The following is a 12,740-nucleotide window of genomic DNA, read 5'->3' on the forward strand; positions in this document are numbered from 1 at the left end:
GCCAGCGTAGCCGCTGCTCAGTCGCTGGGCAATCCAAGGCTTTGCAGGCGTGCGATCAACCTTGTCTCAAGCTGATTGAGGTGAGGCAGATTCAGTTGATGGCGCCCGGCTACTTTGCAGACGTAACCGAGCAGGTAGCTGATTTCCGTGCGGCGCTGGCCTGTGACGTCCTGATGCATCGAGGAGTAGTTGGCTGCGGTGGCGTGGATCACCCGTTCGACTTCCTGCTGCAGGTTTTCGGCCGCTGCCGGCTGGCCACAACGCTCGAGCAACTCCACCAGTTCACCGCACAGGGTGGCGACTTCGCAGTGATGTTGCTGCAAACCGCCGTTGCGGCAATCGTGCAGCACCGTCAGCGGATTGATCGCACAGTTGAGGGCGAGTTTGCGCCACAGCCTGGTCAGGATTTCGGTGCTCCACTCGTGGGGGATGCCGGCAGCGCTCAAGTCATCGAGCCAGATCGGCGCCACCGGATGGCTCGCATCCCCCAGCCAGGTGAAGCCATGCCCGGCAAACACCGCGCGCCAATCGCCGTCGCGGAAGGCACCCTCGGTGCTCGAGGCATAGATGCAGCGTGCCTGAGGAACCTGTGCGGCCACCGCGTCCTGACTGCCCAGGCCATTTTGCAGCAGGATCAGTTCGGCGCCTGGGGCCAGGCGTGGCGCCAATTGAGCCACTGCACTTTCGGTGTCGTAGGCTTTACATGCCACCAGAAGGCGGTGGATCGGTTGGGGACTGTCGGCTGTCTCGGCGGGCACGGCATAGCGTTGCGCCTCGCCGTGTTCCACCAATGTCAAACCACCGGCCGTCTCATAGGCCTGCAGTCTCGCGGTGTCCCGCAGGATCAGCCTGACCGGCACTCCAGCCCGTGCCAGACGTGTCGCCCATAAAGTGCCGAGGCTGCCGGCGCCCAGTACATGCCAGGTGGTGGACATCAGCTTTTTACTCTGTTTAAGGCGTGCATCGGCAGCTCGCAGTGAATGATGGGAAAGACCCGTTATAATCAGCGCGGATTTTAACCGCAAGCCAGGCGTGCTCCATCAGTGCGCCTTTAAATTTGGAGAGATTACATGCCGTCGTTCGACGTGGTATCCGAACTGGACAAACACGAAGTCACCAACGCGGTCGAGAACGCCGTCAAGGAACTCGATCGTCGTTATGACCTGAAAGGCAAAGGCAGCTTCGAGTTCAAGGAAAAAGACCTGACCGTCAACCTGACCGCCGAAGCGGATTTCCAGCTCGAAGCGATGATTGAGATCCTCAAGCTGGCGCTGGTCAAGCGCAAAATCGACGTGCAGTGCCTTGAAGTCAAGGACGCGTTCGCGTCAGGCAAGCTGATGAAGCAGGACGCCGTCCTCAAGGAGGGCATCGACAAGGAGCTGGCGAAGAAAATCGTCGCCCATGTCAAAGACGCCAAGCTCAAGGTCCAGGCGGCCATTCAGGGTGAGCAGGTGCGCATCACCGGCAAAAAGCGTGATGACCTGCAAGAAGCCATTGCAGTGCTGCGGGCCAAGGAATTCGGTATGCCGCTGCAGTTCAACAACTTCCGCGACTGAGTCTGAAAGCGGGAACCTCTTGGCGTTTGCGACGTCGCAGATCCAAGCACGGCAGAAACGATTGAGCCCGTCGTGGTTCGATCTTTCTGCCGCTTTTTTTACGCATGCCGGGTAGCCGGAAAACAGGAGAGAGTAGATGGACTTAAATGCCGAGGTAGACAATCTGGTCAAGGTATCCCAAACCTGGATCCCGATGATCATGGAATACGGCAGCCGTGTATTGCTGGCGATCATCACCCTGGCCATCGGCTGGTGGCTGATCAACAAGGTCACGAAAAAACTCGGCGGCCTGATTGCATTGCGTAATGCCGACCTGGCGCTGCAAGGCTTTATCAGCAGCCTGGCGAACATCATCCTCAAGATCCTGCTGATCGTCAGCGTGGCCTCGATGATCGGTGTGGAAACCACTTCGTTTGTGGCCGCGATCGGTGCGGCGGGTCTGGCCATTGGCCTGGCCTTGCAGGGCAGCCTTGCGAACTTCGCCGGTGGCGTGCTGATTTTGCTGTTCCGTCCGTTTCGCATCGGTGACTGGATCGAGGCTCAGGGTATCGCCGGTACTGTCGACAGCATCCAGATTTTTCATACCGTACTGCGTACTGGTGACAACAAGACCATCATCGTGCCTAACGGCAATTTGTCGAACGGCATCATCACCAACACCAATCGTCAGCCGACCCGTAAAGTCGTGTTTGATGTAGGCGTTGATTACGAAGCGGACCTGCAGAAAGCCCGTGAAGTTTTACTGGAATTGGCCAAGGACCCGCGAGTATTGGCAGATCCGGCACCACAGGCGGTTGTTTCTACCCTGGGTGACAGTTCGATCACACTTTCGCTTCGTGTCTGGGTAAAGACTGCCGATTACTGGGACGTGATGTTCATGTTCAACGAACTGTCCCGTGATCGTCTGAGAGAGGCGGGCATCGATATTCCATTTCCGCAGAGGGTTATTCGTGTGGTTCGGGAGTCGGCGGTGCAGTAATGGGGTGTGCGGTTAGTGCCTGACTTCTTGGTCAGGCATGTACTGCAGAGTCTGTTTGGTTAAATGTTGTACAGCAGACAACGAAAAAGGCCCATCCGAAGATGGGCCTTTTTTTGATTACCGCAAACTAACTTTCTGTGATTACAGAATGTTGAGCGGGTAGTCGGTGATCAGGCGGAACTCAGAGATATCGCCTTCGCCTTCGTCAGCATTGGCGGTGTGCCATGCTTGGCGGATGCGGAAGGACAGATCCTTGGCTGGGCCGGATTGAACGACGTACTTGGCTTCCACGTTGGTTTCGTGGTGTTTGCCGTCTGCACCGTACAGACCGGTGTAGGTGCTGTTCGATGGAGTGTTGGTACCGTCGATGTTCCAACCATTCACGTAGCGGACCATGAAGCTCAGGCCAGGTACGCCGTACTCGGCCATTTTCAGGTCGTAACGGGCTTGTACCGACTTCTCGCCCGGGGCGTTGAAGTCAGAGTACTGAATGGAGTTGGCGAGGAAAATCGAGTCGCCACCACGGTTGTTGTCACCCACACCGATGTAGTCGAACGGGGTATCGCCGTTGACCTTCTGGAAGGCCAAGGTCAGGGTGTGCGCTTTCAGGAACGAGTAAGCAGCGGCCAGCGAGTAGGCGGTGTTGCCGATGTCGCCTGCTTTAGCGTTACCGGTATCCTTGGTGTTGTAGATGTTACCGTCGAAGTTGATCGAGTTGTCGCCGCCCAGTGCGAGGGTGTAGTTCGCGTTGGCGTAGTACTGGTTCCAGACGTCTTCGAGCTTGGCACCGTAAAGCGATACGCTCAGGTCCGGGGTAATGCCGTACTTGCCACCGAAGTAGTCGATGGAGTTGGCTGTCACGCCAGCGTAAGTAGCGAACAGTTCGCCGTCACGAGCGTTGCGGTCCTGGCTGGTTGCCGAGTAGAAGTGACCGGCTTCGAGGTCGAGGTCTTTGACTTCGCTGCTCTGCAGTTGGATACCGCTGGCAGTTTGGTGAAGGATGCGGGAGCCGCCAACAGCGAACACCGGAGAAGTGCTTGGCTGCATGTCGCCGATTTTCAGCTCGGTCTTGGAGATGCGGAACTTGGCGGCAGCGCCGGCTTTGCCCTGGCTGTTGTTAACTTCGCCATCAGAGTCCACGGACATGTTGCCGGAACCTGCATATTTGTCGGAACCGTCCAGCTTAATGGCCAGTTGGCCCCAAGCTTCAACGCCAACACCGATCAGACCTTGGGTGTAGCCCGAGCTGTACATGCCCTGAATGCCCTGGGTCCAGTCTTTGTCATCGACTGCGCCGTCTTTCTTGTTACGGTTGTAGTAGTAGTTGCGAACCAGCAAGTCGAGTTTGCTGTCTTCAACGAAACCTTTGGCTTCGGCCTGGTCGCTTACGAAAGGTGCGGCTACTGCCAACTGAGTACTGGCTGCTGCTGCAACTGCCAGTGCGATCATGCTCCACTTCATCACGCGCATCGTGATTTGCTCCTTTGGTTTTAGAAGAGTACTGCCGTCCCACCTGTTTTATTATCTGGGCGGCTCTTTCTTTTTGTGTCGGCGCAAACTTATATCACGCCGACAATGTTGGCGATACTTGCGTATCTAACCTTTCGCCTTCTTTACGACCCTGTCGCAAATAGCGTGGTAGATGTCGCAAATTTCCAGCTCCGACGCAACCGGGCGGACAACTTTAATGCTGTTTTCTGCGCCTTGCCGTCGGTAAAAAGAGTCCTGGTGAAACGTTTGAATCTCCATCGGGCTACCTTGCCACTATTTTTTTTGCCTGAGTGTCTCCGCTTCCAGCGGGTGCCACATCGGGCGATGTTGGGTATGAATGCAACAAGCGTGCACAAATTCGTGTTTTGTTACGCTTTTTTTCCAGTTGACTGCCAAGTGCTGTAAATACCTCATAAAACCGGGGGTTCAAGCGCTTTTAGTTTTGGCTTGACGCCTTGCCTGGCATCATGTTGCGCCCCTTTCATCGACAGCCTGGCAATCAGAAATGTTACCGGTTCACCCCACCACTGAGTAAATGGCGGATGTCGAAGCGTTCAGCGTAGACCCACTGTGCGGTTTTGGTGCAAAAAAATTTTAGCCTTGTATTGAATTCATCTCTGTCGGCCGCTTGCCTGAAGCGAGCTCTTTCTTGCTGGTCAGTCATTTCGGCGTTTTTTGCCTGCTATTCGGTTCTGTAATGGTGCGCGGCAGCGAAAATCGTCCCATCCGGGGGCGGCTGTCATCTTTTCGCTGGCGCTCGTGGCCTCGATGCAAGGTTCGCCGTGAAGCGTGCGCCGTTCGCAGGTATGCTGCCGTCCGGTCGCTTGGTGCGCTGTTCCGTCAGGATGGGCGCTAAGCTGAAAAATGATGACCCGGCGGGAGTACGCGCAGTGTTCGCTTTAGATCCACGACTTCAACAAGACACGTTACCGATCGGGGACTTTCCGCTCTGCCGGTTGCTGCTGTCCAACGATTCGAACTATCCCTGGTTCATCCTGGTACCTCGTCGCGAGGCTATCAGCGAGATATTTCAGTTGGATGTCGCAGAACAGCAACAGCTTTGGCAGGAAACAACTGCGCTGTCGCAAGTGCTCAAGGACGCGTTCGATGCGGACAAGTTGAATGTGGCGGCGCTGGGCAATGTCGTCAGTCAGTTGCACATGCATGTGATTGTGCGCAAGCGTGAAGATGCTGCCTGGCCTGCGCCGGTTTGGGGTAAGCATCCTGCAAAACCCTACAGTTCGGAGCAGATCGCCGCGATTCGCGAACGTTTGCGCTTGATTTTGGCCGATGATTTTACGTTTCTGGAGGGCTGAATCATGAGCCTGGAAGAACGCGTTACCGAGCTTGAAAGCCGTCTGGCGTTTCAGGATGACACCATTCAGGCATTGAACGATGTGCTGGTGGCGCAGCAGCGGGTGGTCGAGCGTCTGCAGTTGCAAATGGCCGCGCTGCTCAAGCGGCAGGAGGAAATGGTCGGGCAGTTCGAGTCATTCGAAGAAGAAGCGCCGCCGCCGCACTATTAAGCACGTTGCAGGCATGAAAAAACCGCGGACAGCTGGGCTGTGCGCGGTTTTTTTTGGCCTTGAATCAGCGGCGCGGCAGTGCGGCGATCACATCTTCGGCTTGCAGGCCCTTGTCACGATTCATGACGGAGAACTCCACGCGCTGGCCTTCGACCAGGACGCGGTGGCCTTCACCGCGAATGGCCCGGAAGTGGACGAAGATATCGTCGCCGGAATCGCGGGAGATGAAGCCGAAGCCTTTGGACGTATTGAACCACTTGACGGTACCGGTATCGCGGTTGCTCATGTCGTAGCTTGGCGAGGCGGCAGCTGGTGACGACTTGTAGAAGCTGATGCCCAGGTGCAGGGCAACGGCGATCAGGGCTGCGACCAGGCTGAACAGTACGGCGGGTTGACCGGCGATGACGGGCATCGGTGCGATCAGCGTCAGGGTTTGCAGGACCACGCTCAGCACCAGCAGGGCGCTGACCAGGTTTTGCAGTTGGTGGCGCGGGCCTTTGTTCCAGTAAGGGATGACAGGCGCAAGTGTGAGATTGAGCAGGCCGAAAAAGGCCAGGTACAGTGCGTCAGGTTGTTGCAGGTAAGGTAGGGCTTCGGATTGCAGGCTAGGGATGAAGGACAGCAGCAAGGCCGCTGCGCCTATCAACAGATGGACGATTTTCAACATTTTGATTAACTCACGTTAAGACAGCTCACAAGGAAGAGCTGATGGCGCACGGTTCGCTTCAAGATAATAAAGAGGCGTTGGACACGTACCCGGTATCAGCCTATGCGCCGTGCCCGGAAAAAATAGGCACTGGCGACACGCTGTCTATTTAACAGCAAAGCCGCAGGCTACTCAAATCAGGGCGTCCGGCGGCTCTTTTGGGGGCAAATTGCCGCAGGTTGCCCCAAGTTACGGGACTGCGGTACCTATCTATGGCCGATTTGCTGACCCGGCGTATGCAGGTGCATGAAAAAACGGCATGGATGCTTCGCGCTCTTCTTTCCTACACAATTCCATACGGTGCTTCTGAAGGGGGCATCGCTTTGCTGCGTGGGAAAATGTCCGGAGTAGGACGTTCTCCAGGGTCTGCCAAAAGTTGTTGGCTTATCCTACGTCGAGGGTCATAAAGTCGGCTGGAAAATACCTTTGCACCTGCGTTTTTATAAGTCGACAGACAGTTGCGCTTAAAGAAACCAGGATGGCAAAGGAGTGTCAGCGTTATGGTTTATGAAAGGCAAGAAGAGGGGCGATGCGGTTCGCACAAGGATGTAAGGGTTGATCCGTTTGTTCGCGAGTTCGATATGGGGCTGGCCCAGCCCTTGTCCCGCTCCGTACGATTGAATGGCTTCGCCACCTGTTTGCGGCTTGAGCAGGTTTATTGGGATATTTTGGGGGAGATGGCCCGGGTCAATGGTTGCTCGGTCAATAACCTGCTGTCTCATGTGGATCGCGAAGTTCACTTGCGTCACGGCGGGGTAAGGAACTTCAGTGGATTGGTGCGGGTTGTCTGTGTCGTGCACAGTCTCAAGAAAGGGGGTTGCATCGCCACGGCCTAGTCTGGACGGCGAAAGCAGCAGAGTGTCGGTCTGTGCAGTCTTACGGCTGCACAGGCCGCATTTAATGGATATAATCCCGCTCTTTGCCGCAAAACCCTGCGTGTGCGGTAGCAATCTGATCGCCGAGACAACCTCCATGCCGATGTACGATTATCAATGTGCTTCCTGTGGTCATCAGTTGGAAGCCATTCAAAAGATCAGCGATGCACCGCTGGTCGACTGCCCTGCCTGTCAGGCGCCAGAGCTTAAAAAGTTGCTGTCCATGCCGGGCTTCCGCCTCAGCGGCACGGGTTGGTACGAAACCGATTTCAAGACCGGTTCCAAGAAGAACCTGGCCGGCGGCGACAAAGCTGACTAAGGCCCGGCCCCTGAGTTGTGACCTGAGTTGAACGACACGCGTGGGTTCTTGCATCATCCTGTAGCGGATGTGCCCAAGGCCTCCAACCGAATTTCGAATTACGAGAAGTGAAACCACGACCATGATGCGCAGCCATTATTGCGGCCAACTGAACGAAAGCCTGGACGGCCAGGAAATTACCCTTTGCGGATGGGTCCACCGTCGCCGTGACCACGGTGGGGTGATTTTCCTCGATATCCGTGATCGTGATGGTCTGGCCCAGGTCGTGTTCGATCCGGACCGCGCTGAAACCTTCGCCGCTGCCGATCGCGTGCGCAGCGAGTACGTCGTGAAGATCACCGGCAAGGTTCGCCTGCGTCCGGCCGGTGCGACCAACGCCAACATGGCGTCGGGGATGATCGAAGTCCTGGGCTACGAACTGGAAGTGCTGAACGAGTCGGAAACCCCGCCGTTCCCGTTGAACGAGTTCTCCGACGTCGGCGAAGAAACCCGCCTGCGCTATCGCTTCCTCGACCTGCGTCGCCCGGAAATGGCCGAGAAGCTACGTCTGCGTTCGCGCATGACCACCAGCATCCGCCGCTTCCTGGACGAGAACGGCTTCCTCGACGTCGAGACGCCGATCCTGACCCGTGCCACCCCGGAAGGCGCGCGCGACTACCTGGTGCCGAGCCGTACCCATGCCGGTTCGTTCTTCGCCTTGCCGCAATCGCCGCAGCTATTCAAGCAACTGCTGATGGTGGCCGGTTTCGACCGTTACTACCAGATCGCCAAGTGCTTCCGCGACGAAGACCTGCGCGCTGACCGCCAGCCGGAATTCACCCAGATCGACATCGAGACCAGCTTCCTCGATGAAAAAGAGATCATGGGCCTGACCGAGCAAATGATCCGCAACCTGTTCAAGGAAGTGCTGGGCCTGGAGTTCGGCGAGTTCCCGCACATGACCTTCGAAGAAGCCATGCGCCGCTACGGTTCCGACAAGCCAGACCTGCGTAACCCGCTGGAACTGGTGGACGTTGCCGATCAGCTCAAGGAAGTCGACTTCAAGGTGTTCAGCGGCCCGGCCAATGACCCTAAATGCCGCATCGCCGCACTGCGCGTGCCTGGCGGCGCGAGCATGCCGCGCAAGCAGATCGACGACTACACCAAGTTTGTCGGCATCTACGGCGCCAAGGGCCTGGCGTACATCAAGGTCAACGAGCGCGCGAATGGCGTTGACGGCCTGCAATCTCCGATCGTGAAGAACATCCCTGAAGCCAACCTCAACGTGATCCTGGATCGTGTTGGTGCAGTTGACGGCGACATCGTGTTCTTCGGTGCCGACAAGGCCAAGATCGTCAGCGAAGCGTTGGGCGCATTGCGCATCAAGCTCGGTCACGACCTGAGCCTGCTGACCTGCGAATGGGCTCCGATGTGGGTCGTTGACTTCCCTATGTTCGAAGAGAACGACGACGGCAGCTTCAGCGCCTTGCACCACCCGTTCACCGCGCCGAAGTGCTCCCCGGCGGAGTTGGAAGTCAACCCGGCGGGCGCTCTTTCCCGTGCCTACGACATGGTGTTGAACGGCACCGAGCTGGGTGGCGGTTCGATTCGTATCCACCGCAAAGAGATGCAACAAGCGGTCTTCCGCCTGTTGGGCATCAACGAAGCGGAACAGGAAGAGAAATTCGGCTTCCTGCTCGACGCCCTGAAATACGGCGCGCCGCCGCACGGTGGCCTGGCCTTCGGCCTGGACCGTCTGGTGATGCTGATGACCGGCGCCCAGTCGATCCGTGAAGTGATCGCCTTCCCGAAAACCCAGAGCGCGGCAGATGTCATGACTCAGGCTCCGGGCCAGGTAGATGCCAAGGCATTGCGCGAACTGCACATTCGTCTGCGCGAAACGCCTAAGGCCGAGTAAGGCTGACCTGAAGGGCGCATCTGCGGATGCGCCCTTTCTTTATAGATAGAGCTGTTCAAGATTTTTGTTTGCCGGCTGGCGCAATACAGCGCAGCGGGCAATGTTTCAAAGAGAATTCGGAGCGAGTTATGGCAGGTCATTCCAAGTGGGCGAACATCAAGCACCGCAAAGAACGTCAGGATGCCAAAAAAGGCAAGATTTTCACCAAGTGGATTCGTGAGCTGACTGTCGCGGCCCGCCAGGGCGGCGGTGATCCAGGTTCCAACCCGCGTCTGCGCCTGGCGTTGGACAAGGCCCTTGGCGCGAACATGAGTCGCGACATCATCGATCGGGCAGTCGCCCGTGGTGCCGGTGCCGCCGATACCGACGACATGGTCGAGCTGACCTACGAAGGCTACGGCCCGGGTGGCGTCGCAGTGATGGTCGAGTGCATGACCGACAACCGTAATCGCACCGCCGCCGCTGTTCGCCACGCGTTCAGCAAATGTGGCGGCAACCTCGGGACTGACGGTTCGGTGGCCTATCTTTTCGAACGCAAGGGGCAGATCTCCTTCGCTGCTGGCGTTGACGAAGACGCACTGATGGAAGCCGCCATGGAAGCCGACGCCGATGACGTGGTGACCAACGAAGACGGTTCGATCGACGTTTTCACCTCGTTTGCCGGGTTCTATTCCGTGCGTAACGCACTGGAAGCGGCGGGTTTCAAAGGTGACGACGCGGAAATCGTCATGCTGCCGACCACCAGCGCCGAGCTCGATCTGGAAGGCGCCGAGAAAGTCCTCAAGCTGATCGACATGCTCGAAGACCTGGATGACGTGCAAAACGTCTATTCCAATGCGGAGATTCCGGAGTCGGTGGCGGCACAGCTCGGTTAAGGGCGACCAGGACTCATTGTGGGAGCGAGCCTGCTCGCGAATGCGGAATTTCAGGCAGCATCGTTGCTGAATATGAAGCCGCTTTCGCGAGCAGGCTCGCTCCCACATTTGTTATTCGTTGTATTGAATTTCGTGCTTTTACTTAACCCGCAGGCGTTATGACTTTAATTCTTGGTATCGACCCCGGTTCGCGCATCACCGGTTACGGTGTGGTTCGTGATACCGGCCGTGGCTGTGAGTACGTCGCTTCCGGTTGTATCCGCACCGGTGCCGGCGAGCTGCATGAACGTCTGCAGATTGTCTACCGCGGGGTGCGGGAGATCATTCAGACTTACCATCCGGTGACCATGGGGATCGAAAAGGTGTTCATGGCCCGTAACGCCGATTCCGCCCTGAAACTGGGGCAGGCCCGTGGCGCCGCCATTGTGGCGGGCGCGGAAGAAAACCTGGAAATTGCCGAATACTCCGCGACCCAGGTCAAGCAAGCGGTGGTTGGCACCGGTGCGGCTAATAAAGAGCAAGTGCAGATGATGGTCATGCACATGCTGAAATTGACCAGCAAACCCCAGATCGATGCGTCGGACGCCCTGGCGATTGCGATCTGCCATGCTCATACCCGCTCCAGTCTGCTGCCCCACGGTCTGGGTGCTGCACGCAGTCGTGGCGGGCGTCTGCGTCTCTGATAGCATCAGCAATCATTTTCATGGAGTGAGGGCGTTCCGCCTGGGTTGTCGGCGGTAATCCCTCGCTCTATCAGTCGCTGGCCAAGAGCTGGCCAACGCTCAAGGATTTGTAACGTGATTGGACGTTTGCGCGGCACCCTGGCTGAGAAGCAGCCTCCCCATCTGATTCTGGATGTAAATGGCCTGGGCTATGAACTTGAAGTGCCCATGACGACCCTGTACCGCTTGCCGTCGGTCGGTGAGCCGCTAACCTTGCATACCCATTTGGTCGTGCGCGAAGACGCACAGTTACTCTATGGTTTTGTCGGCAAGCGTGAGCGCGATTTTTTTCGCGAATTGATCCGCCTCAACGGCGTCGGACCGAAACTGGCCCTGGCCTTGATGTCGAGCCTGGAAGTCGATGAACTGGTTCGTTGCGTACAGTCCCAGGACACTTCGGCGTTGACCAAGGTCCCGGGCGTCGGCAAGAAAACCGCCGAGCGCTTGCTGGTGGAGCTCAAGGATCGCTTCAAGGCCTGGGAAACCGTACCGGCCATGTTCGCCCTGGTGCCGAACCAGCCGAATGGGCCGGCTCCGGTGAACACTGCCGAGACTGACGCGGTCAGCGCCTTGATTTCCCTGGGCTACAAGCCACAGGAAGCGAGCAAGGCGGTGTCTGCGATCAAGGAGAAAGATTTGAGCAGTGAAGACATGATCCGCCGCGCCTTGAAGGGAATGATCTAAGTGATTGAAGCTGATCGTCTGATCGCTGCCACGCACAGCCCGCGTGAGCGCGAAGAAGTCCAGGACCGCGCCATTCGCCCGGTCAGCCTGGCCGAATACATTGGCCAGCCGACCGTTCGCGAGCAGATGGAGTTGTTCATTCAGGCCGCTCGCGGTCGTAACGAATCCCTGGATCACACGTTGATCTTCGGGCCGCCCGGCCTGGGCAAGACCACCCTTGCCAACATCATCGCCCAGGAAATGGGCGTGTCGATCAAGAGCACCTCGGGGCCGGTGCTGGAGCGCCCCGGTGACCTGGCGGCGCTGTTGACCAACCTTGAGCCCCACGATGTGCTGTTTATCGACGAAATCCATCGCCTGTCGCCCATCGTCGAAGAGGTGCTGTACCCGGCCATGGAGGATTTCCAGCTCGACATCATGATCGGTGAGGGGCCGGCCGCGCGTTCGATCAAGCTGGATCTGCCGCCGTTCACCCTGGTCGGCGCAACGACGCGGGCGGGGATGCTGACCAACCCGTTGCGTGACCGTTTCGGTATCGTCCAGCGTCTTGAGTTCTACAATACCGCCGACCTGTCGACGATTGTCAGTCGTTCGGCGAGCATCCTCGGTTTGCCGCTGGACCCGGAAGGTGCTTTCGAAATCGCCCGACGTGCCCGTGGCACCCCACGAATCGCCAACCGTTTGCTGCGCCGGGTGCGCGACTTCGCCGAAGTTCGCGCCAAGGGCCACATCACGAAGCCGATTGCCGACCTGGCGCTGAACCTGCTGGACGTCGACGAGCGGGGCTTCGACCACCAGGACCGGCGTCTGTTGTTGACCATGATCGAAAAGTTCGACGGTGGGCCAGTCGGGGTCGACAGCTTGGCCGCCGCCATCAGCGAAGAGCGTCACACCATTGAAGACGTGCTGGAGCCTTACCTGATCCAGCAGGGCTACATCATGCGCACGCCACGGGGGCGGGTGGTGACGCGGCATGCCTACCTGCATTTCGGTTTAAACATTCCGTCACGATTGGGCGAAATGCCCGTGGTAGACGAGTTTCTCGATGCCGCTGACGATTAATTAACATTGCGTGCTGATTTTTTCGGGCAATGTAGGGTCCCAGGACCG

At 57.6% G+C, this 12,740-nt stretch carries 14 protein-coding genes and 1 pseudogene; 12 read left to right on the forward strand and 3 right to left on the reverse strand.

What is annotated here, in order from left to right:
• Positions 1-17: 17 nt before the first annotated feature.
• Positions 18-935: a putative 2-dehydropantoate 2-reductase gene (locus KGB07_RS11810; RefSeq protein ID WP_223465462.1), complete on the reverse strand. Its 918-nt coding sequence runs from the start codon at positions 933-935 to the stop codon at positions 18-20.
• A 135-nt stretch (positions 936-1,070) separates the two neighbouring features.
• On the opposite strand from KGB07_RS11810, the gene KGB07_RS11815 reads away from it, so the two are divergent.
• Together KGB07_RS11815 and KGB07_RS11820 are read left to right on the forward strand one after the other, a co-directional pair.
• A complete protein-coding gene (locus KGB07_RS11815; protein ID WP_007990750.1) occupies positions 1,071-1,556 on the forward strand; it encodes a YajQ family cyclic di-GMP-binding protein in 486 nt (161 codons plus the stop codon).
• 136 nt (positions 1,557-1,692) lie between these two features.
• Positions 1,693-2,535: a mechanosensitive ion channel family protein gene (locus KGB07_RS11820; protein ID WP_046042203.1), complete on the forward strand. Its 843-nt coding sequence runs from the start codon at positions 1,693-1,695 to the stop codon at positions 2,533-2,535.
• Between the two features lie 141 nt (positions 2,536-2,676).
• Here KGB07_RS11820 and KGB07_RS11825 read toward each other — a convergent pair whose 3' ends face one another.
• Positions 2,677-4,005 carry an OprD family porin gene (locus KGB07_RS11825; RefSeq protein ID WP_223465463.1) on the reverse strand — a complete coding sequence of 443 codons (1,329 nt, stop codon included), beginning with the start codon at positions 4,003-4,005 and terminating at the stop codon, positions 2,677-2,679.
• 911 nt (positions 4,006-4,916) lie between these two features.
• Between KGB07_RS11825 and KGB07_RS11830 the strand changes: the two genes are divergently transcribed.
• Positions 4,917-5,342 carry an HIT domain-containing protein gene (locus tag KGB07_RS11830; protein WP_046042371.1) on the forward strand — a complete coding sequence of 142 codons (426 nt, stop codon included), beginning with the start codon at positions 4,917-4,919 and terminating at the stop codon, positions 5,340-5,342.
• Between the two features lie 3 nt (positions 5,343-5,345).
• Positions 5,346-5,552 carry a SlyX family protein gene (locus tag KGB07_RS11835; protein ID WP_008052459.1) on the forward strand — a complete coding sequence of 69 codons (207 nt, stop codon included), beginning with the start codon at positions 5,346-5,348 and terminating at the stop codon, positions 5,550-5,552.
• 64 nt (positions 5,553-5,616) lie between these two features.
• Here the strand turns inward: KGB07_RS11835 and KGB07_RS29590 are convergent, their stop codons facing one another.
• Positions 5,617-6,219 carry a cold-shock protein gene (locus tag KGB07_RS29590; RefSeq protein ID WP_008052457.1) on the reverse strand — a complete coding sequence of 201 codons (603 nt, stop codon included), beginning with the start codon at positions 6,217-6,219 and terminating at the stop codon, positions 5,617-5,619.
• 254 nt (positions 6,220-6,473) lie between these two features.
• On the opposite strand from KGB07_RS29590, the pseudogene KGB07_RS11845 reads away from it, so the two are divergent.
• The 8 genes and pseudogenes from KGB07_RS11845 to ruvB all read left to right on the forward strand — a co-directional run.
• Positions 6,474-6,542: pseudogene (locus KGB07_RS11845) on the forward strand (DNA starvation/stationary phase protection protein); the annotation flags it as partial.
• Positions 6,543-6,758: 216 nt separating this feature from the next.
• Entirely contained in the window at positions 6,759-7,094 is a 336-nt protein-coding gene (locus KGB07_RS11850) for a ribbon-helix-helix domain-containing protein (RefSeq protein WP_080925346.1), read from the forward strand.
• 136 nt (positions 7,095-7,230) lie between these two features.
• Positions 7,231-7,452, forward strand: coding sequence for an FmdB family zinc ribbon protein (locus KGB07_RS11855; protein ID WP_032829812.1), 222 nt, complete (start codon positions 7,231-7,233; stop codon positions 7,450-7,452).
• Positions 7,453-7,573: 121 nt separating this feature from the next.
• Positions 7,574-9,349 carry an aspartate--tRNA ligase gene (aspS, locus tag KGB07_RS11860; RefSeq protein ID WP_046042205.1) on the forward strand — a complete coding sequence of 592 codons (1,776 nt, stop codon included), beginning with the start codon at positions 7,574-7,576 and terminating at the stop codon, positions 9,347-9,349.
• Between the two features lie 128 nt (positions 9,350-9,477).
• Complete coding sequence (locus tag KGB07_RS11865; RefSeq protein ID WP_056726044.1) at positions 9,478-10,224, forward strand: YebC/PmpR family DNA-binding transcriptional regulator; 747 nt, start codon at positions 9,478-9,480, stop codon at positions 10,222-10,224.
• A gap of 158 nt (positions 10,225-10,382) precedes the next feature.
• Complete coding sequence (gene ruvC, locus KGB07_RS11870) at positions 10,383-10,907, forward strand: crossover junction endodeoxyribonuclease RuvC (protein WP_046042207.1); 525 nt, start codon at positions 10,383-10,385, stop codon at positions 10,905-10,907.
• Positions 10,908-11,021: 114 nt separating this feature from the next.
• Positions 11,022-11,630 (forward strand): Holliday junction branch migration protein RuvA, encoded by a 609-nt coding sequence (gene ruvA, locus KGB07_RS11875; RefSeq protein WP_046042208.1) that lies wholly within the window; start codon positions 11,022-11,024, stop codon positions 11,628-11,630.
• Positions 11,631-12,692, forward strand: coding sequence for a Holliday junction branch migration DNA helicase RuvB (gene ruvB / locus KGB07_RS11880; RefSeq protein ID WP_046042209.1), 1,062 nt, complete (start codon positions 11,631-11,633; stop codon positions 12,690-12,692).
• Positions 12,693-12,740 lie beyond the last annotated feature (48 nt).

The organism is Pseudomonas sp. GL-RE-26 (assembly GCF_019956275.1).
Lineage (GTDB): Bacteria > Pseudomonadota > Gammaproteobacteria > Pseudomonadales > Pseudomonadaceae > Aquipseudomonas > Aquipseudomonas grandcourensis.

Excerpts from the sequence above, each read along its gene's own strand:
- KGB07_RS11815 (WP_007990750.1), top strand. The coding sequence starts at position 1,071 with ATGCCGTCGTTCGACGTGGTATCCGAACTGGACAAACACGAAGTCACC.
- KGB07_RS11855 (WP_032829812.1), top strand. The coding sequence starts at position 7,231 with ATGCCGATGTACGATTATCAATGTGCTTCCTGTGGTCATCAGTTGGAA.
- KGB07_RS11810 (WP_223465462.1), bottom strand. The coding sequence starts at position 935 with ATGTCCACCACCTGGCATGTACTGGGCGCCGGCAGCCTCGGCACTTTA.
- KGB07_RS11850 (WP_080925346.1), top strand. The coding sequence starts at position 6,759 with ATGGTTTATGAAAGGCAAGAAGAGGGGCGATGCGGTTCGCACAAGGAT.
- KGB07_RS11835 (WP_008052459.1), top strand. The coding sequence starts at position 5,346 with ATGAGCCTGGAAGAACGCGTTACCGAGCTTGAAAGCCGTCTGGCGTTT.
- KGB07_RS11820 (WP_046042203.1), top strand. The coding sequence starts at position 1,693 with ATGGACTTAAATGCCGAGGTAGACAATCTGGTCAAGGTATCCCAAACC.
- KGB07_RS29590 (WP_008052457.1), bottom strand. The coding sequence starts at position 6,219 with ATGTTGAAAATCGTCCATCTGTTGATAGGCGCAGCGGCCTTGCTGCTG.
- ruvC (WP_046042207.1), top strand. The coding sequence starts at position 10,383 with ATGACTTTAATTCTTGGTATCGACCCCGGTTCGCGCATCACCGGTTAC.
- aspS (WP_046042205.1), top strand. The coding sequence starts at position 7,574 with ATGATGCGCAGCCATTATTGCGGCCAACTGAACGAAAGCCTGGACGGC.
- KGB07_RS11865 (WP_056726044.1), top strand. The coding sequence starts at position 9,478 with ATGGCAGGTCATTCCAAGTGGGCGAACATCAAGCACCGCAAAGAACGT.
- KGB07_RS11825 (WP_223465463.1), bottom strand. The coding sequence starts at position 4,005 with ATGCGCGTGATGAAGTGGAGCATGATCGCACTGGCAGTTGCAGCAGCA.